Origin of the sequence: Loktanella atrilutea (assembly GCF_900128995.1) — a bacterium.
Classification (GTDB): domain Bacteria; phylum Pseudomonadota; class Alphaproteobacteria; order Rhodobacterales; family Rhodobacteraceae; genus Loktanella; species Loktanella atrilutea.
The window spans coordinates 15,341-34,972 of sequence record NZ_FQUE01000015.1; the positions used below are offsets into that span (position 1 = coordinate 15,341).

At 60.9% G+C, this 19,632-nt stretch carries 15 protein-coding genes; 3 read left to right on the forward strand and 12 right to left on the reverse strand.

What is annotated here, in order from left to right:
- Positions 1-160: 160 nt before the first annotated feature.
- Together BUA54_RS18360 and galU are read right to left on the reverse strand one after the other, a co-directional pair.
- Positions 161-1,342, reverse strand: a complete 1,182-nt coding sequence (locus BUA54_RS18360) for a GGDEF domain-containing protein (RefSeq protein ID WP_072858723.1) — start codon at positions 1,340-1,342, stop codon at positions 161-163.
- 209 nt (positions 1,343-1,551) lie between these two features.
- On the reverse strand, positions 1,552-2,445 hold the full coding sequence (gene galU / locus BUA54_RS18365; RefSeq protein WP_178352789.1) for a UTP--glucose-1-phosphate uridylyltransferase GalU: 894 nt from the start codon (positions 2,443-2,445) through the stop codon (positions 1,552-1,554).
- 427 nt (positions 2,446-2,872) lie between these two features.
- Here galU and BUA54_RS18370 point away from each other — a divergent pair, with 427 nt between their 5' ends.
- On the forward strand, positions 2,873-5,515 hold the full coding sequence (locus BUA54_RS18370) for an aminotransferase class III-fold pyridoxal phosphate-dependent enzyme (protein ID WP_072858724.1): 2,643 nt from the start codon (positions 2,873-2,875) through the stop codon (positions 5,513-5,515).
- 137 nt (positions 5,516-5,652) lie between these two features.
- On the opposite strand, the gene BUA54_RS18375 is transcribed toward BUA54_RS18370, so the two are convergent.
- The 3 genes from BUA54_RS18375 to BUA54_RS18385 all read right to left on the reverse strand — a co-directional run bounded on the left by BUA54_RS18375 (position 5,653) and on the right by BUA54_RS18385 (position 8,495).
- Positions 5,653-6,345: a VPLPA-CTERM sorting domain-containing protein gene (locus BUA54_RS18375; RefSeq protein WP_072858725.1), complete on the reverse strand. Its 693-nt coding sequence runs from the start codon at positions 6,343-6,345 to the stop codon at positions 5,653-5,655.
- A 454-nt stretch (positions 6,346-6,799) separates the two neighbouring features.
- Positions 6,800-7,141, reverse strand: coding sequence for a DUF2934 domain-containing protein (locus BUA54_RS18380; protein WP_072858726.1), 342 nt, complete (start codon positions 7,139-7,141; stop codon positions 6,800-6,802).
- 574 nt (positions 7,142-7,715) lie between these two features.
- Positions 7,716-8,495, reverse strand: a complete 780-nt coding sequence (locus BUA54_RS18385) for a hypothetical protein (RefSeq protein WP_143155513.1) — start codon at positions 8,493-8,495, stop codon at positions 7,716-7,718.
- 966 nt (positions 8,496-9,461) lie between these two features.
- Between BUA54_RS18385 and BUA54_RS18390 the strand changes: the two genes are divergently transcribed.
- Positions 9,462-10,892 (forward strand): flavin monoamine oxidase family protein, encoded by a 1,431-nt coding sequence (locus BUA54_RS18390; RefSeq protein ID WP_072858728.1) that lies wholly within the window; start codon positions 9,462-9,464, stop codon positions 10,890-10,892.
- Between the two features lie 127 nt (positions 10,893-11,019).
- Here the strand turns inward: BUA54_RS18390 and BUA54_RS21300 are convergent, their stop codons facing one another.
- From BUA54_RS21300 to BUA54_RS21615, 3 genes are all read right to left on the reverse strand, one after another.
- Positions 11,020-11,190, reverse strand: coding sequence for a hypothetical protein (locus BUA54_RS21300; RefSeq protein WP_178352790.1), 171 nt, complete (start codon positions 11,188-11,190; stop codon positions 11,020-11,022).
- A gap of 346 nt (positions 11,191-11,536) precedes the next feature.
- The gene (locus tag BUA54_RS18395; RefSeq protein WP_072858729.1) at positions 11,537-13,495 is read right to left on the reverse strand and encodes an Ig-like domain-containing protein; all 1,959 of its coding nucleotides are present in this window, start codon (positions 13,493-13,495) and stop codon (positions 11,537-11,539) included.
- Positions 13,496-13,625: 130 nt separating this feature from the next.
- Positions 13,626-13,928, reverse strand: coding sequence for a hypothetical protein (locus BUA54_RS21615; RefSeq protein WP_072858730.1), 303 nt, complete (start codon positions 13,926-13,928; stop codon positions 13,626-13,628).
- 95 nt (positions 13,929-14,023) lie between these two features.
- Between BUA54_RS21615 and BUA54_RS18405 the strand changes: the two genes are divergently transcribed.
- A complete protein-coding gene (locus BUA54_RS18405) occupies positions 14,024-14,779 on the forward strand; it encodes a DsbA family protein (protein ID WP_072858731.1) in 756 nt (251 codons plus the stop codon).
- A gap of 85 nt (positions 14,780-14,864) precedes the next feature.
- Here BUA54_RS18405 and BUA54_RS18410 read toward each other — a convergent pair whose 3' ends face one another.
- From BUA54_RS18410 to BUA54_RS20985, 4 genes are all read right to left on the reverse strand, one after another.
- The gene (locus BUA54_RS18410) at positions 14,865-15,389 is read right to left on the reverse strand and encodes a VPLPA-CTERM sorting domain-containing protein (RefSeq protein ID WP_072858732.1); all 525 of its coding nucleotides are present in this window, start codon (positions 15,387-15,389) and stop codon (positions 14,865-14,867) included.
- 216 nt (positions 15,390-15,605) lie between these two features.
- Positions 15,606-16,394 carry a metallophosphoesterase gene (locus BUA54_RS18415; protein ID WP_245810792.1) on the reverse strand — a complete coding sequence of 263 codons (789 nt, stop codon included), beginning with the start codon at positions 16,392-16,394 and terminating at the stop codon, positions 15,606-15,608.
- Positions 16,395-16,871: 477 nt separating this feature from the next.
- On the reverse strand, positions 16,872-17,978 hold the full coding sequence (locus tag BUA54_RS18425; protein WP_143155514.1) for a tetratricopeptide repeat protein: 1,107 nt from the start codon (positions 17,976-17,978) through the stop codon (positions 16,872-16,874).
- A 68-nt stretch (positions 17,979-18,046) separates the two neighbouring features.
- Positions 18,047-19,399: a hypothetical protein gene (locus BUA54_RS20985; protein WP_143155515.1), complete on the reverse strand. Its 1,353-nt coding sequence runs from the start codon at positions 19,397-19,399 to the stop codon at positions 18,047-18,049.
- Between the last annotated feature and the right edge of the window lie 233 nt (positions 19,400-19,632).

A 19,632-nucleotide genomic window follows, 5' to 3' on the forward strand; every position in this document is an offset into this window, starting at 1 on the left:
CGCCATAAACGTGGCAACGCCACGATACCTGCGGTGTCAGGTTCAGGGGCTGGCCTGCCGATGCGGGCCTCGGCGCTTGGCCTTGGCGTTTTCCTGCGCAAGCGGCGCGCCTGAGAGCCCTGAATCCGTTTCAGTGACGACACGATCCGGAGGCGCCCCGTCAGGGGCGCCTTGGTTTTTTCCACGTCCCGCGCGGATGCGTCAATGACGCGCCGGCAGTAACGTTCGAAGGGTGGTCACGGGTGAGCGCATGGGGGTCGTCACTGACGCTCACGCAGTTTCGCCCCGTTGCTTTCGCCTTGTAGAGGGCGAGATCCGCATCTCTCATCATGCTGTGAAACGCGGTGACGTGCGGACCGGAGCGTTGGGCCACGCCGATGCTCACGGTCAGATGGATCGTCCTGCCTTCGAAGACGACAGGGTTTTCCGCCACTTTTCGACGGATGTCCTCGGCGCGTGCCGCGATGAGGCTGCGGCTTATGCTGGGTATCAGGACGCCGAACTCCTCTCCTCCGAACCGGCATAGCTTGTCTCCCGGTCTGACGGACTGACGGAGGCATTCAGCCACGTGTTTGAGCGCGGCGTCACCGGCCTCATGGCCGTAGGTGTCATTGACCGTCTTGAAGTGGTCGGCATCGATGATCATGAACACGCCGGAATGAAGCGGTGACCGGGGCGGGGTGATGTCATCCAGGGCGGCTGCAAAGGCTCTGCGGTTGGGCAATCCGGTCAAGGGGTCGGTCGATGCGTTCTGACGCCAGTGGTTCTCGGTCTGCAAATACTTGCGTTCGCGTTCGATCAGGCTGCCCATGATGAAAGCGCCGATGAAGCTCGAGACGATCAAGGTGGGCACCATCACGATTGACAGGTCGATCGCAAGTCTGATCGGCAAGATGAACACCGTGACCGCGTGCAGGGCCAGCAGACCGCCCAGACCGATCAGATGCCGCGGTTTGTGTGCATGCTCCGTCCAGAAAAGCCGGCGCCAGCAATACCCCAGGACGGCGCAGGCGATGATGCCGGACACCCCGTACTCAGTCCCGACACCGCCGATCGCGATGCGCGCGGCCCCGACCAGCAGGACCGATAGGATGGCGGCCGGGAAGCCGCCGAAGGCTGCAGCGAGACCGACAATGACCGATCGCGCATCCAGGTAGACACCGGGACTGAGCTCCCAGGGCTGCAGCATCGCCAATATGGCGGCCGTGCTGAACACCAGTCCGACGATGGCGGACATGGCGAAGGGCGTTTTTACCTTGCGTTGGATGATCCCGAAGGAAATTCCGGAGATGGCCATGAGACCCAGGCTGTGGGTTGCGGCGATCAAGGGGTCAAAGGTCACGTGACAAAACTCCTGCGAAGCTTTTCCTCCATCACAAGCCTTCGGGTCGGATTTGTGGCAGCCTTGGTCAATGAAACGTGAGCCGGGGCCTGGCAGTCAAGTCAGGCTGAAGGCACGCCATGCCGTCGTTGTGACGCCACGGCGATCGCGGCGCAGATCGACCAGAAGCTTGCGGTCATCGATGACGTCGGAGGGCTCTCAACGCTACGTCAGCGGTGCGGGTCTCGTAGCAGCATGTCCTGCATCATCTCGCGCACGTCCGAACCGAAGTCGGGGTGGGCGAGGGCACTGGCCATCGTGCATTCAATGAACCCGAGCTTGGAGCCGCAATCGTAGCGCTGTCCTTCGTACCGGAAGGCGTCGACACCCTGGGTGTCGATCAGTTGGCGAATGGCATCGGTAAGCTGGATCTCACCGCCCTTGCCGGGGGCCTGGGCCTTGAGAAGCGGCATGATGCTGCCATCGAGAATGTAGCGGCCAACGACAGCCTGCGTGCTCGGTGCCTCATCGCGGGCTGGTTTTTCGACGATGCCGCGCATGGGCTCAAACTGGCCAATTTCGGGCTGGTTGGCATCGACGATGCCGTAACTCGAGACAGCCTGCGGGGCGACCTCTTCGACGGCAACCATGCTCCGGCCGGTCTCCAGGTAGCGATCGGTCATCTGCTTGAGCACGGGGGTCCGGGCACGCATGAGATCGTCGGCGAGCAGGACCGCGAAGGGCTCATCGGGGGCGATGACGGGCGCGGCGCAGGCGACGGCATGACCGAGCCCCAGGGCTTCGGACTGGCGGAAGTAGATGCAGGCGGCGCTGTCGGGCACGATCGAATTCAACAGGTCCGCCATTTCATGATTGCCCTTCTGGCGCAGGGTGGTGTCGAGCTCCGGATTGGAATCGAAATGATCCGCGATCGATCTTTTCGTCCGTCCGATGACGAAGATCAGATGGGTGATCCCGGCGGCCAGGGCCTCCTCGACGGCGAACTGAATGATCGGCTTGTCGATGATGGGCAGCATTTCCTTGGGCTGCGCCTTGGTGGCGGGCAGGAAGCGGGTGCCAAGACCGGCTACGGGGAAGATGGCCTTTCGGATGGGGCGAATCATGGGTTTTCCTGAACTGTGGGAGCGCCATGCGGCGCTATCGCGACAAGATGGCGCGGGCAGGGCTGCGCTCAAGGCAAAGGCGAACGTCTCCTGCACAATTGCCAATCGTCCGGACTGGCACGAATCCGCCGGACACCCTTGTTCATAGCGAGAAATTGCCCGTTCCCGCGCGTCCGGGGCGCATTGATTGCATGGTGGCGAAGATCGGTTAAACGGGCCTCAACTAGCCCCAGGTCATGGACAATATGCCATGACGCCGCCGCAATCACGCCCCACTACCCCGATAGTTGCAAGGGGGAGTTAAAAGCCTGCTGTCTATGCCGAGGTCGCAGAATGCGACTGCCTGATCAGATGATGCCTTCACGTTGCTGGACCACGGGCAACACATTCGAACGTAAGGCCTGAATATGACTGAATGGAGTTTAATATGTCAGCTTTGAATCCGGCACGCGCCGCACTTCTGCGGATGTTTGCTCTTGATGCAAAGATGGTGAGTGGATCGGGTTTTACGCTGACGGACGAGACGGGGCGGGAGTACCTGGACTTCCTAGCCCAATACGGTGCGCTGCCGTTCGGACATAACCCCCCCGAGATCTGGGCCGCCCTGAACGCCGCCCAACACGAACAACTTCCTTCCATGGTCCAGCCCCTGCGCCCCGTCGAGGCCGAGCGCCTGGCGGACCGCCTGGCGGAGATCACGCCGGGGGATCTGTCGATCACCACCCTGACCAACAGCGGTGCCGAGACCGTCGAGGCGGCCATCAAGCTGGCACGCCTCCGGACCGGCCGCGTCGGGATCCTGTCGACGCAGAACGGGTTTCACGGCAAGACCTTGGGCGCCCTCTCGGCGACCGGCAAGCCGATGTACCAGGAGGGGTTCGCGGCCCCCGCACCGGGGTTCGGCTACGTGCCTTACGGCGATCTGGCAGCCCTGCAGGAGCGTCTCGAGACCGCGGGCAACGGCATTGCCGCCTTCATCGTCGAACCGATCCAGGGCGAGGGCGGTGTGATCTGTCCCCCCGATGGCTATATCGACGCCGCCATTGCGCTCTGCCGCAGCCACGGCGTGCTCTGCATCCTCGACGAAATCCAGACCGGCCTGGGTCGGACCGGCGCGCTCTTTGCCTGCTCGTCGGGCGCGGAAGTGCCTGACATGCTGCTTTTGTCGAAAGCGCTCGGGGGCGGCATGATGCCGATCGGCGCCTGCATCGTCCGCCCCTCGGCCTGGGACGACCGGTTCGGTCAGCGCCACAGCTCCACCTTTGCCAATAACAACCTGGCCTGCCGCGTGGCCAACGCCACGCTCGATCTGCTCCTGAAGGATGACCAGGCCCTGGTCAGGCAGGTCGCGGAAAATGGTCTTTACCTGCATGCCCGGCTCGAGGCCTTGCGCACGCAGTATCCCGAGGTCATCCGCGAGGTGCGCGGACGCGGCTACATGGTCGGCCTCGAGTTCCACCGCTTCGATGAGCGGACGGACTCTGCCACCATGGCCTTCTCGAGCATCAACGGCGGTGTCACCCCGCTGATCAGCTCCTATCTCTTCAACGTCCAGGGTCTCATGACGGCACCGCTGTTTAACGAGACCCACGTGATGCGGCTTCAGCCGACGCTGATTGCGGGCCGCGCGGAAATCGATCGCGCCATCGCGGCACTCGAAGCCGCCTGTGCGATCATCGCGGCACGGGATTATTACAGCCTGGTGCGTCATCTCGTGGCACAGCCGATGGCCGAGATGGACATGGCGCCAGGGACCGACGAGGTCTACCCGCCCTCCGCACCGCCCGCCACGCCGCAGCCCGGGCAGTTCGCGTTCCTGATCCATTACACCGAAGAACAGGACATTTTCCGCTCCGATCCTTCGTTCCGGCAGTTCAGCGACAAGGAACTGAAGAACTGGTGTGCCTGGGTGAAGCAGTTCGGTCCCGGCTTTGCCAGGAAGATGCCGCGCGTGACATCCCGGACGGGTGCGAGTGCCGAGGGCTGGATCATGTCCGTACCCATGCTGCCGTCCGACATGCGGGGTCCGAACCGGCAGCTTGCGACGGAGATGATCAAGAGTGCGGTCGATCTCGCGGTTGCCGACGGGGCCTCACGGGTGGGGCTGGGGGCCTTCACCTCGATCGTGACCCGCGGCGGGGAAAGTGTGACCCGGCGCGGCGCGCCCGTGACCAGTGGCAATACCCTCTCGACGATTTCGGCGGTGAAGGGGATCGAGAACGTGGCGAAGCGCGTCGGCCTGCCGCTGGAGGATGCGCATGTCGTGGTGATCGGTGCCGCCGGTGCCATCGGGCGCCTGGGGACGCTGATGCTGGCGCGCCAGGCCGGGCGTGTGACCCTCGTGGGCAATGCCGCCAATCCCTTTACGCCAAGGTTGCTCGCGAAAGTGGCCGATGAGGTCTACGACACCCTGATGACCGCGTCCTGCGCGAATGGGCGGGTCGCGGGACAGGCCATGGTGCAGGTCAAGCGGATGGCGGAGCGCCTGGATCCGGATCTTGATCGCAAGGGCATTGCGGCGCGATTTGACGAGGCCTTCCAGGCTCGGGGACAACTGCCGCCGGTCGACTATACCTCGTCCCTGGATACCGCCCTGCTGGACGCCGATATCGTCCTGGTCGCGACAAGTGCCGAAATGGCCCTGCTCGACCCGCGCGCCCTGCGCCCCGGGACGCTGGTGTGCGATGTGGCGCGTCCGCCGAACGTGGCTGACACCACCATTCCCGGCCAGACGGCTTTGGTCTTCGACGGCGGGCTGATCCAGCCGCCCTTCGAGGTCGATCTCGGCGCCTTCCAGACTCTGCCCAAGAACCTGTGCTGGGGATGCCTTGGCGAGACCATGCTGCTGGCGCTGGCCGGAGAGACACGGGATTACAGCATCGGATCGCGTCTGTCGCTTGCGGATGCGGATCATCTTGCAAAGCTGGCCGAGATCCATGGGTTCGCGCCATCACCCACGCAGTGGTACGGCCGGCAGGTCAGCGACGACGACATCGCCACCTTCGCCGGGCATGTGGCCGCCACCCGAGCCATGCGCCTGGGGCAGAGACAGCTGGCGCTTCACGGCTGAATGAGAACCGGGCCCCGCTCAGCGGGCAGTGGTGGCAGATCCTTTGAACGAGACAAGCCCGGATGCTTCCGCATCCGGGCTTGTCTTTGAAAGCTGCAATCCGGTGGGTTTCAGGCCCACCGGATTGTGCTTTGAGCTCAGGCGGCTTTCTTGGCTTTACGACGACGCAGGGCGGCAGCACCACCAAACGCGCCGAGCAGCAGCAGGCCGGAGGCCGGAACCGGAACGGCGGACACCGTGATGGAGTCCAGCTGGCCATCGACGTTGCCACGGGTGTTGGACGTGTCGATCATGAAGCTCAGGGATGCGACGTTGGTGAAGTCGAACGGATTGGATCCACCAAAGGTGAACTCGTTGAAGCGCAGGATCGGGCTGAAGCCGCTCAGCAGGTTCTCGGAGTACGAGATCGTGTTGCCGCCGGCATCGGTGCCGGCCACGCTGAACATGGCGTCGCCGTCGAAGGTGCCGGGGACGACATTGAACGTGAAGAAGCCCTTGTCACGGGAGTTCTGCAGGTTGACCCCGTTGTAGGTCAGCGTGGCACTGCCGCGCACGCTGGAAGTCGTGCTGAAGGACAACAGACCGCCGAAGCTTTCCAGACGGGTGGAGCTTGCCAGGTTGCTGCCCGAGTTCTCTGCAACAGTTGCGTCGACCGTAAAGTCACGCGATGCTGCGGCATAGTCACCACCCATATTCGTCACGGTGTTGGCGGGATCGGCCACGGCGAGCTGCTGCTCGTTGAAGTCGTCGAGCGTGAAGGTTGCCGCCATGGCGGGAGCGGCCAACAGCACAGCTGCGGCAGCGGTGGTCGCGAGAAATTTCATGTTCATCAATAGAACTCCTGGTTAAGCGCCATAACACGGTCGCTGTGTGTGTTGCCAAGGCTGGCATCCCCTAGAAGATACCAGCCTTCAAGCTCTAGTGATAGGTCACTTTCGTGAAGAGAACAGGTTTCCGCCCAAATCTTGCCATGATGTTAGCACTCTGCCTGAGCATTGTTCACAGTCAAGAAACAGTTATGCGTCTCATGGCATGTTGTGTCGTGTAATCTTCGTGTAACCGGCGTGTAATCAACGGGCGATCAACTTCAGGGTGTGCGCCGGTGAATTTCAAGGCAGATCATGCGTCGGGCTCAGACGTCGTGATTCCTCTAAAACGAATCACCTGATGCAGAAAAAAATCTGTCGCAAGCGTTTTGTCCCCTCACACCAGATGTATGCGTTGAGGACGCGCCTTCGGTGGAGTTGACCCGGTCGGACTGCGGCGGTGCTTCTTTCAGAAGCTTCAGTCGACCTTGCGGGCCAGATCGATCAGCGGGGAGTTTGCAACGGTGACCTGCTCATGTGCCGGGACAAATGTCACCCGCCGCTGTCCCATCGCATCGACACAGATGGCACGGCCATGCTTTGCCCGTGTCAGGCGCAGGGAGAGCGACCGTTTGGCGCTTGGCTTTTGCACGTCGAAATTGACCACGGCATTGTGCGACGGGGCGTGCTTCCCGCCACGGGCCAGAACCTGGAGAGCAGCTTCTTTCCAATACGCAGGCGCAGCGCCGGCCGGAGCACCAGCCTCTTCCCAAAGATAGTGTGCAAGATACAGGATGTCTGCTTCGCGATCATATATCATGGGTACGGCCTTGAGAGATTTTCTTAAATTGATTTAAAGACTTGGTAGAAAATATAGAGCTTCGGGGCCTGCAGGTGCTGACGGCACAGCGGTCGCTTTGGCCCCTATAAATGCGCTTCACATCCTTATTTATACCACAATTCATAGCACCTTAACTACAGTCGGCATGCAGGGGTTTCATCACATTTGGTGAAACAGTGAGTTGTGTTGAAAAATGGGTGCCGCACGGCATCACTGAAACAAACGTGAACGTTTCAGGCTGGCTCTTATCGCGAGAGCGAAGGGGTTTTCCCATTACATCCGGACGACCCTGCAGGCTGTGATGCATCTTTTGGCAGGTGCGGCGTGAATACCATAGGCCTTGCATTGAACGGCCCCAGCAAACCCGCTTCGGTTGCAAGCCCCTCATGATCATGGTTGATGAATTGCATCAGGGGACTGGCATTCACCTTCTGACGTTGGATGGCGGATCTGGACGATCGTTTGCCATCTGCACTTTTGACGCTGCCGGGCAACCGGCGGCGTCGCTTTCATTTTAAGGCAAGTGCCGTGCTGTTCCGAGCGTCAGCCTGCTCTAAGCCTGCGTTCTGCGCCTGAGGCTCACAACGCCCGCAAGAGCACTGAGCAGCAACAGGCCGGACAGCGGAAGCGGGATGACGGGGGGAGGGGTGTCGGTCCCGGGAAACCCGCCACCGCCGGGTGGCGTCGTGCCGCTCCCGCCGCCGGATGACGTGCCCCCTGCGGGTATCGGGGGTCGTGTCGGACCACCACCGCTGCCGCCCGGTGTATTGCCGCCGCTGCCGCCGCCGGGGGTATTGCTACCGCCGCTGCCGCCGCTGCCCGGAAAGAGCCCGCTGGAGCCACCGCTTCCTTGTACGCCGCCAATGACGGGAAACGTGATGCCGCCGCCTCCCCCTCCGCCGTTCGGATTGTCAAAGAGCGTGTCCCGACCGACACTGCCGCCGGGTAGATAGGCAAACAGGGGCCCCGCGAGCAGAGGCGCCCAGAAGTCCCGGGCCGTCACCGGCCCGGAAGCCCCCTCCCTGTTGACCGCATCCGCTCTGCAGTATTCCGCATAGCGGCTGTAATAGGCATCCCACTCCCAGGTCTCGACATCCCGCCCGACGATGTCACGGCTGAGTTCCGTGCGGCTCAGGGCGCGATCGCAAGGATTGAACATGCAAAACGGCGGCGCCATCACGCCTTTGCTGGCCGGGAAGGGATCGTCGTATCCGCCGCCATCGACACACCCTGTGCCGATCGGATCCAGCATGAGTGCGTGAGGCGCTGTCGTTGCCGCAAACGCAGGAGAAGCGATCACGAATAAAACGCAAACCAGGCGAAGCGTGAGCATGAAATCATCCAGAGGACATGTCATCGGCCGGACGGCCAGGCAGAAAGCCTTTCTGGTCCATACGGGGGATGCATTTGCAGTCTATCAACGTTGTGGAATTGGCGGAAGTTTCAGTTTCGCGCATTCACTGTTGCGCCACGAGAACTCAAAGCCATGGCCCCCTGCACGCGCCTGACGCCCCATCTCCAAGGCATTGCCGCCGCATCGAGCGTACCCGTCGTGTATCAGATCCTGAGGAGCGCCGTGATTTTGGACGGTATCCATTGCTGCGCAGGGCCTTCAGATATATGGGAAACCTACTACTCCGTACTCATCTGCCGTCTGCAGTCTTGCAGATGGCAGATGTTTCTTACGGGACCCGGTCTTGTCTGACTTCCGTCCGGGCCATTTCGCGGATCGCCAGAGCCTCTGGCCGTCAGATGAACAAGACCACGGTGCCACGCACCGGACATATCCCGATGTCCTTGCATTCACGCGATCTCGCCTGGTCCCGACCTTCACCCTCGTGCAATCGCGCGTTGAAACAGGGTGCGACATGGCCTATTTGCGACATCGCAGGGCAACCCCAAACTTGCCTTGCACGCCTAGCAGACACCTTGATGGCCCGTCTCGTCGCCGAGGCGGGCCATCTTGTTTGCAGGGCCAGGTGATCCGGGAATTTGCAAGACAGTCCGGGCCATTTGACACGGAAGACATGATATTTCGATCGGACCGCGCCGGATGTGACCCGCGATCCGGCCCCCCTTCAGGGGTCACCAAACCCCGGTGCAGATTGGAATAATGAGACCACGCGTCTGCCGCGGCGGACCCGGGCGACAGGCGCAGCGCTGCAACGCTCGTGAAGATCTCACACAGATGAGATCACGCCCTCCCCCCATCGTGTGGCATTTGTCGTATGCCGGTTGCGTCATGGGTCTCCGCCGGAGCCTGACCCTATCTCGCCCCGCCGTGCGCACGGAGAATGTCATGCCCAGAACGATCATCATCGGTGCCGGTTTTGCAGGGCTCTCCGCCGCACTTACGCTCATGGAGAAGGGGGATGACGACTTTGTCGTCCTCGAGGCCCGTGACCGGGTCGGCGGACGCACGAAACCCGGCAAGCTGGGAGATCTGACGGTCGATCTCGGCGGCATGTGGATGGCGCCGACCCAAAACCAGCTCAAGTTCCTGGCCGCGTCCTACAAGGTTCGCACGTATCCCACCTACCTCGATGGTGAAGCCATCTTCCGGATCAACGGCAAGGAGCGTCGCGGCCAGCGCGAAAAACTCAACAACCTGCTCGGCCTCCGGGGCGGGCTGGGCTATCTCAACGCCAGGCGCAAGCTGCGCCGCCTCATGAAGCCGCTGGATTGCGAGCAGCCCTGGAACCACCCGCAGGCGGCCCAGCTCGACGCCACGACGGTCGAGCAATGGCTTGTCGCCAATGTAGGGTACGACCTTTTGCGCGCGGCTTTCAGAACGGTCTGCAGCACCGTCTTCTGTGCCGAGACATCCCAGGTCTCGCTCCTGTTCTTCCTGCATTATCTCAAGTCCGGCGAGGGGCTCGACACCCTGATCTCATCCGATACCGGCGGTGCGCAGAACCTGCTGTTCCACGGCGGCGTCCACCAGATCAGCACACGGATGGCTGCCCAGATCGGGGACAGGCTGCATCTGAACACCCCTGTCGAGAGCATCGCCTGGGAGGAAGGGCATGCCGACGTCCACACGCAGTCCGGCACTTGGACCGCGCATAACGTCATCGTGGCCGTACCCTTGACGCTGCTGCCCCGCATCGCCTTCACGCCGGCCCTGCCGCACCCCAAGATGGCTCTGCACGATCGTCTCACGATGGGATCCTCGATCAAGTTCTGGGTTCTGTACGAGACGCCGTTCTGGCGTGCCAAAGGGTTCAATGGATCGATCCTGCGGGATGATACGCCCACCACCCCGATCATGGATGTCTCACCCACGGGCCAGGGCAAGGGTGTCTTGGCGGGCTTCATCGACGGTGATCAGGCGCTACGGTACGCCGATCTTTCGGTTGCAGCGCGCAGGGCCGTGGTCCTGAAGACGGTCAGCGAACATTTCGGGCCCGCGGCCCTGACGCCACTGGACTACCTCGATCACGACTGGAGCAGCGAGGAGTGGTCCGGCGGGTGCTACGGCGCCTTTGCCCCGCCGGGTGTGCTGTCGCATTACGGAGAACACCTGCGCGCGCCGATCGGCCCCTTTCACTGGGCGGGAACCGAGACCTCTCCGGTCTGGACCGGCTACATCGAGGGCGCCATCCGGTCGGGGCAGCGCGCCGCACTGGAGGTTTTCGGCAAACCTGCCAGGAGCGACAATTCCGTGAAAATCGGGTATAGGGCCACGCCTGGATCCGGCGAGATCATACCGTTCGCCACACGGTCATGATGACAGGGTCCCGCCGCTGTCAGATCTGCCGTGAGGGGCCTGGCGAGAGAGTTGCAGCTTGGATCAGCCAAGACACGTCAGCGTCCTGGAAGATTCCGATCCTTGCCCGGAAGGGCACGAGGCTGTCTTACGGGTGAGGCAGGTCGTGGGACCAGGTCATGCGGTAGGCCAGCGCCAGGCTGACGACGACACCGACGGACGACACAAGTCCCAGAGCCGCGATGAGGCTGCATCCCATCAGCAGCCCTGCCGCGGCCGATGTGTAGGCCGAGATCGTGGCGCAACACATGATCCCCATTATCCCTTCCTCCACCACCAATTCCCCCGGTAATGCCTATATTGTGCACAAAATGAGAACAGCACAAAGGTTAATTTGGATTTAAGATCCGGCTCCAGCACCCGCACGAAAAACGTTTTCCAAAAGCAACACTACCAGGTCCCGATGCCGCACTTGCACAGCTGAGAGGTGGGAGCATTCGGGGGGTAGATATTCAGGCTGATAAGGCGATTGGGCCTTCCTGATCCAGCATTTGCTGCCCCTGGACACCAAATGGCGGAAACGTGCCGAAGGATCAGGGCGCGCGGACCTGCACGCCATGGAAGACGGATCTGTTGCCGGGTTCATCGATTTCGACGGGTCGAGATCAGTGTTGCCCGTCGACGACGGCCGGCGCCGTGGGCGAGGCGTCCGTCACGATGATCGAGAGCCGGCCCACCTGGGTCTGCCACGCATCTGATCTGGCGTAGGACATGTCGACCTCGCCCGTGAAACCCTGCGCCGGGACATAGCGCCATGTCGCCCCCTCAAGCCGCAGATCGCCCACGTCAGGTGGGGCGATCACGGCCCGGATCACGCCATCCCGGGGGGTGTCGAACCCGTCGGGCAGGGCGACTGGCCGTCCAGGCGATGTCGTCACGGTGACAGGATCGGCTGTCCCCGGGGGGCCGTTATCGGGGCCGGCGAAGATACCCTGGGAGAGCGTGTAGAATGAGCCGGCGTAAACGGATTTGAGCCCGTAGGCCCGGACCATGTAGGTGGCCCCGGGGGCCGGATCGGGATCGGTGAAGTGCGTGTCCGGAACCAGGGCCCCGTGGTTCAGGGCAACCATCGGACCCGTGCCTGCCCTGCGATAGAGCCTGTAGCCTTGCACGTCGGGGTCGATCGAGCGGGTCCAGGTCAGCGCCATGCCATCTGTTGTCGTCTGCGCCCGCAGTGCCGTCGGTGGCGCGAGCATGAAGGCATGCAACGTTGGATCGCCGAGCAGGTTCACCCAGACAGGATTTTGCCAGATGTATCGACCGGTCGGCCAGTAATCCATGCTCGTGCGGTAGGGCTGTGTGGCGACACCGTTGTTGACGGTGCGCATGTGGACATCACCGATGGTGCCACCCAAGGCCATCAGGTGCAGCCACCAAGCCGGACGCCCCCCCCAGCCGACGGCGAGAGGGTAGAACCGCTGGGCCAGCAGGGCCGTCATCGCATTGTAGGGCTGGTCGAACTTCTGCTTGTGACTGCCGAAGTTGATCGCGAAAACGGCCCTGTTGGCATAGTCGGTCGCGTAATGCCGCCCGTTCGCGTCGCCGAAATCCACGCCCCAGAGCCAGGGCTGTCGTTCGCCCACATCGTGATGACCGCCGGGCGTGATGGCGCCTCGTCCCACGATGTTGCGCAAGCCGTCTGCTTCCGTCTTCAGATGGCTGCTTTGCGCATAGGCCTCGCGCAGATCCCCCAGCAGGCCGGTTCGCCAATGATGGTTCTTGTCGAAATAGGCTCTGAGCAAAGCGATCTCTTCGGCACCTTGGGCAAGGTTGGAAAAGTCGATGCGGCCCACCTGCATCTCGATTGCATCGGAGGGGAGGGCGTTTGGAAGCAGGACGCCATCCTGTCCGACGGGCCACGACCCGTCGAGTTCTGCATAGATGAGATCCGTTGCATGTGGCACCGACGCATGACCGTCCGGATGCGCATGCCCGCTGGTCACGATGGGTACATGACCCACCAGGATGACCGCGTGTTCGCCGGCCGGGTCCTGGCGGTACTGCTGCTGCAACCATCCGCGCAGCGTTGCCGCATGCGTGAGATTTTCCAAAGGCTGCGTGTTGTCCCCACGCGGCACGGTTGTTTCGACAATTTGCCAGCCATCACCCGCCAGATCCTGAACGAAACGGTGCAGGTGCACCGCGAGAGCCTCCGACAGAGTCTGATCCACGACCACGTAAGCCGTGCGCCGCGTATTCTTGACGGGCAGGTCCACGCCGGTGGCCCAATAGCCCACGTCGACCACATCACGGCCCCGTCGCAGAACCTGGTATTCATAAGGGATGCCAGCCTGCGTCGTCGTATCGGTGAACTGCATGACGACACCAAGGTCAGAAGCGATCGTGCCCCAGCTTGCGCCTCCGGTATCTCCCAAGCGCCGCCGCTTGATCTGAACCGATCCGACACGCGGCGGCTTAGCCTCGAACCAGTCCAACGTCACGCTGCTGCCATCGGCCGCGATATGACCATCGAGCGGCAGCGGCCGTTCCGCCGCCTCCTGTGCGCCCGCAAGGCAAGGCAACAGCACCCCGAAGCACAAGAGCACAACCAGGCGGTATGACATTGCAATCCTTTCCCGGAGTGTCGCCAGTAGGCGGTCCAGAGCAGAGGAAATCTCATGCTTAAGGAACAGCCTCTTACGCTAAATGTAGATGCGTCAGTTGTTTCCAGGCATCTTTAACAGCTGAACTCGATCATTTTCCACCGACGCGACGAAGATGACTGTCGAACATCGGAACGGTGAAAGCGATGTAGCCCGTGCTCGAGCTATAGATCATGCCTTTCTTGATCAGGTTGTCTCTCACGGTGCTGAGGGACTTGAGCAAGGTGTTAGACTTGGTTGCAACCTCAGAGATCGCATACGGACCTTCTCCCATCTCCGCCATAACTTCACATACACCATCGCGGAGACCTGCGATCTGCCCCGTCAGAATGCCGTCCTCGTCATCGTAGGCGATACGGGCGGCGTAGCCTTTGTAAGTCATGGTGTTGGTCATGGCTTAACTCCTATCCATTTGAGAAAATGCGCAAACCTGATACCAATTGGCCTCTTTGGCCGGATGGAGGCATGTATCCCTTGAGCAGACCTGCAATGCCAACCTGGCGTCGGCGCGCCGTTCTGACAGGTGGGGCACTGCTGGTCGTAGGGTGGACTAAGGGCGCACCGTACCTTGCCTCGCTTCGCTTAGGGGATCTGGCGTTCAGGGATCTGCCGGATCTGCCACCCTTTCGCGAACTGATCTCTTCCGGCGCTCTCTCGACCGAAGGTGCGATCTTTGCCGGACTGGCCGACAGCCCCCCGGCTGATCCTGCCATCCTGTCTCTGCGTCAGAGCGTGCGTGACGATCCGTGGACGGCTCTCTACGGCCAGTCGCACGCGCCTGCCGTCCCGATCGCCGTATTCTCGGATTTCAGATGCCCGAACTGCCGCGTGATGGACGTGCGCCTGTCCGACATCGCCGCAGAAGATCCCGCGGCGATCCGTATCGTGCGTCACGAGCTGCCGATCTTTGGCGCGGCATCGGTCACGGCAAGCCGGGCAGTGCTGGGCGCCAAGCTGCAAGGGGCCTACCGCGAGATGCATGACCGCCTGATCCATACACCCGCCGTAACCGACCAGGCCTATATCCGGCACTTGGCGCAAGAGATGGGCATCGACCCCGACCGACTGATGCGTGACATGCAGTCCGATCCGGTCACGACCACGCTGCGGCACAGCCGGGCCGTGGCTGATGTCTTCGGCTTCATCGGCACACCCGCCTTTGCCATCGGGCACACGGCCTTCATGGGCACTGTGCCGACATCCGTACTTAGAAGCCTCATTGAGGCGGAACGAGAAGTCCTCTGATGAAACGTGCGCTTGTCAGCATGCATGGCGTACCGCGCCGCCAGGGATGTTGTAGATCTGCTTCCTGATGCGGCGTTCCGGGTGATCAGGCCGCTTTGCGGCGCCGCCGTGCGAAAAGGCCCAGGCCACCCAGGCCAGCAAGTAGCATCGGGAGAGCGGCGGGCAGAGGGACAGCAGCCGGCACGGTGTCATCGATTTGGGAAATCGATGCCGAACCGGAGGTAACCCGAAAATAGGCAAACAAGCTGCCCCATGTGTCGTTTGAATAGGAGATCGAGAACGGCGACATGATCGAGCCCACGTTCTTTTTGTCAAACCAACCCTCGCCGAAGTTGTGAGAATAGTTCGAGTAGACCGTGTTCGTCATCTGGCTATCGGCCATACAGGTCCAATAAATGTTGTCACCACATCTGCTTCCGGAAAATGCGTAAGTTACGGAGAGCGATCCATCAGGACTGGATGGATTGACCATCAGTTCGACAGCATTTTTGCCATCGAACTCAAATACAGCCCACTGGTTTTGAACCATGTTCAGATGCTCGACCGTCGCAGCGCTGGCAGGCGACATCGTGAGCGTAGTCAAGGCGATCGCAAGAAAGCTCTTCAGCATTATCGGTTTTCCAAATCTTGAAACACGGCAGACGTATGGTCCCTGACCGGGCGTCAAACGACGACGACAGTACTTGACCATTTCTAACGATTGCGTCGTTTAATGGGCGCCGGTCACGCCGTCTACAGATTGAAGCAGATGTGACGTAGCATCACCTATGGTGGCGCCTGGCACTGTATTGCAAAGACGTTCGCCGGCATTGCCAGGACCGGATCTTCAGGTCGACAGCGATGTCACGCCGCCATCGGGCAGGATCAGGACACCCGTCAGCCGACCGGTTTCGTAGGCACCGGTATCGACGGCAATGCGGCCCCGTCCTGTGGGGCCGGGCTTGTCGACGATGGTATGGCCATGGGCAACCCAGAGTCCGTCCTGCCGCGCCGTGTTGAAAAATAGCGGGTGACCCCACAGCAGGGTGCTTGGCAGCTGGTTGTACAGATCCCGCTGCGGATCGAGAGCAGCATGCGCCACGGCAACATTGCCGCTGTACCACAGGAGGGGCCGCTGCCGCAGCCAGGTCAGGGTAGCATGCCCCATGGCCGTGCGCAGATCGGTCGCCAGATCCTGCAGACAGGCTTCCGAAGCCTGGGTTCTCTTATAGGAAAGGCCAAAGCTCTCGAGCGTGCTGTACCCACCATGGCGTAACCACCGTCGCCCGTGAGCGGCCGGGTCATCGAGAAAATCGAACATCATCTGCTCGTGATTGCCGATCAGGCATGTCACGCTGGGTGAAGTGTCCGAGAAGTGACGCAGGCGGGACAGTACTCCGGCACTGTCAGGTCCACGGTCGATGTAGTCACCGGTAAATACGATATCGACCGCATTGCGCGCCGTGCGCGCAAACATCTCCTTGAGGAGGCGGTCGAGCAGATCCGCGCGTCCGTGCAGATCTCCGATTACCCAGAGGGGACGCAAGGGCGCTGGCGGGGCAAAGGGTTCGCACTGCTCCTGGCCTGCAAATCGCTTGAGCAGATGTGTAAGCCAGATTGGCGCCAGGCGTTGCACGCCGTCTCCCCCCATCCTTCCGATCCGATCGTTACACCCTGACATGACGTGAACCGCCAATGATGCCACTTCGCATAAACGTACGTAAGTCTATTAACGGTAGTTTCAGTGGTGACACATCCATGACCAGATGATGTGGCCTGCAGCATAGAGGGCCATGAGGCAGGACAGGATCCCCACTACGCCGAACCAGATCGACAAGCTCACCCAGGAGAGGCAAAGGGCACTGCCCACACCTCCGAAAAAAGCCACGACGGCCAGGTCTTCCACGAGACCTAAAAGTCTCTCAACGGCATCGCTCAACGGACTATCTCCATGCGCCTGGAAGGCCGCAAACATCCTGCGTGATCCTACGTGCCGCGCCTTTGTGAGAGGGTGATGGGGAACGGGCACATGAACCGCCGAGCCACGTTATGCAGGGCTCGTGACGGTCTTGCGCCTTTTGCTCAAAGCGCAGGGCGCTGACAAATTGTATTTTTAGTCAGCGCCCGGTTTCCGCTCAGGGTCGATGACGAGTTCGATACCGACCTGTCCGGGTGCCAGATCGGAATCAGCTGAATAGGTAGTCGCTCCAGCTGCATCCGACGTCAGCAGCCCGGCCACGTCCATCGCAAGCGTCCTATCGTCTCGGTAGCGGAAGATCACGCGGCTCTGGCCGGGTATCGCAGTCAGCGTTCTTTCGCCATCGATCGAGATCCCTGCCACTTTCAGATCGGACTGCAGCAGATTGATAAAGTCTGCCGATTGCGTCGTCCTGCGGGTTGCGGAGAGCGTGGCCGCCCCGCGCGGAGGCTGGCGTCCCAAAGGCACGCCTCGCCATTCGGATGCGGCGTAGTCATGAAGGGCATCATCGACCACGCTGATCCGCCAGATCATGGGGTCCTGCACACCCGGGAGAGTCACAAGAGCTCCTGAAGCCTGGGTGCGGATGGATTTGACAAGATGAAAAGCTGGCTCGGATCCTGACGCAGATGCATAGATCTGCAGAAGGTAGTAGGACCCTTCCGGCTGCGGCTCGGAGCGCCAGATGACTTCTGCGCTCGTAGAGGTCACGTTTTCATAGATCGGGACAGGAGCCATCAATCGATCGCCGAAGATTTTCGGACCAGGCGGTGTTAGCCTGTCTACAGTGGCGGGTACGTCGCTTTTGGCGGAATTGAACCAGTAGGTTCCCATGACATGGTTTTCTGGGGTGCCGACGCCTGTGTCATGAAGCAGGCCGAGATTGAACTGTGCACGCGCATTGCCGCGCAAGGCAGCGCGGGTATACCAGATGACAGCCCGGTATGGATCGCGTTCCGTTCCGATGCCTGCATCGAGCATGATGCCGACATTCAGCTGCGCTTCGGCCAGACCGGCTTGTGCCGCTTGCATGTACCACGTGAAGGCCGCTGCCGGATCGCGGGGTCTATTCTGCCCGCGATCCTCTCTCAAACCGAGTTCGAGCATGGCGTCAGGAGAACCGTTTGCAGCGGCCTCCCGCAAAGCCACGTCATCGGACAAGGCCTGCGATAACGGGCCAGGACTCTGCGCGAGCGCCGCTGTTGCTGCAAGCAGCACGAGGCCTGCGATTACGATCTTCAAGATCAGCGCCCGGAAATTTCGACAATCCAGTTTTGCACCTCGACCACGTCATCAGGCCTGAACATGATCTAACCTTTCATATCTGCATGAAATTGAATTGAGCTGGTGATATCGGACCGATCCGGCCCCAGGCGTAGTTCTATCGTTCCGACAGGCGGCAAGGGACGCAACTCACTCAGATCGACAAGCCGTGCCTTTGCTGATCGGGCAACGGCTCTGGCGGCTGCTGCATCAGCGTCATGAAAATAACGTACATTCGTCTCCGAAGCCCCCAAACGGATCTGGTGTGACTTCACCTGCGCCAGGCCGAGAGACGACAGGCGGGACATCATCGTGTTTTTTTGCTGCGTGGACGATGTATCGCTCACGAAAAGAATGACAGTTTGATCGTGTATCGGCAGTATCGGCAGTGTCGTCGTTCGGCATTCCTGGCAATCGAAATCATCCGGGCGTGCCGGCCATTTCAACGCAGGGTAAGACATCTCGTGATCTGGCCACTCTGCAAAAAGCGGCCTGGCCTGTCCTGGCTTATCCTGATGTGGCGCCGTCAACACCACATCCCATGTCACGAGAGTGGGTGCGAAGCTATCTGGACCAACCGAAGGCATGCCATCGGCAACCGAATTTTGCGATTGCTGCATCGGTTCTGCGCGGACCAGGCTTGGCAATTCACCAACCGGGGAGAGTACGACATCGACATCCGTCCCGAAGGGGCTGGCGGCCAGATCAGGCATATTTAAACGCACGAGAGGTGTGAGGGGCTGCGCAGACCACACCTTTGTTTGAGTTGGCGATGTATCAAGCGGAAGACGGAGGGTGGTGATTGAAGGGGTCGATTTGCCGGTCGACATGTCCGTTTGAGGTACAGCACGCCCGGGACTGCGGTCTGGAAGGATGAACGTTTCCCAGATTGTGGGGTCAAGTGGCGGAGACCAGGGCACATCCGGCTGAGGGCCGGCCCGCGATACGATATCCACCTTACCCACTTCATACGTCGATCGGCGCTCAAACAGTATCAGTGTGATGAGACCTCCGGCCAGGATGCCGACCAAGGTTGCACCTATGATCCACTGCCATCGCCGTTTGATGGGTTGGGAATCCTTTTGAGTATCTTTGACCCGTGATTTTGGATTGCGATACGGGCCTGGTCTCGAAGTGGTCGCCCCAGGACCTGAAAGTGTCTCGCTCCGGGGCATGTTCTGCGTTGTAAGAGTGCCCCAGGCAGGCGACCCAGGTTTCTTTACTGGCGGAACTGGTGCTTCCACGCTTGCAGCTGCGGCAGCGGCGCGCTCTGCCAGCACTTTTTCACGCTGCTTGCGTGCGACCGCGAGGCGTTCATCGAAGTCAGCCAGAAGACAGGGATGACGTTCCGCAGGGCCCGTCGCTTCTTCGCTGATGATGGTTTCATCAGACTTCTTCATGAACGGCTTCCCCGGACTCTGAAACAAACCATCGCTTATGAGGAAAAGGGCGTACTTTGAAGGCTAAGCTTTTCCTCTTGGAAGTCAATTTCATCACAAGATACTGAAATCACGATGTTTTCGCGCGTTATATTCCTCGAGCCTGAAGTGTGCGTCACTGCAACTGACGCTGTGTGCTGCGCAAACCGACCTTTGGGACGCCTTTAAAAAGCACCAAAGTCTTAGTCCTGATG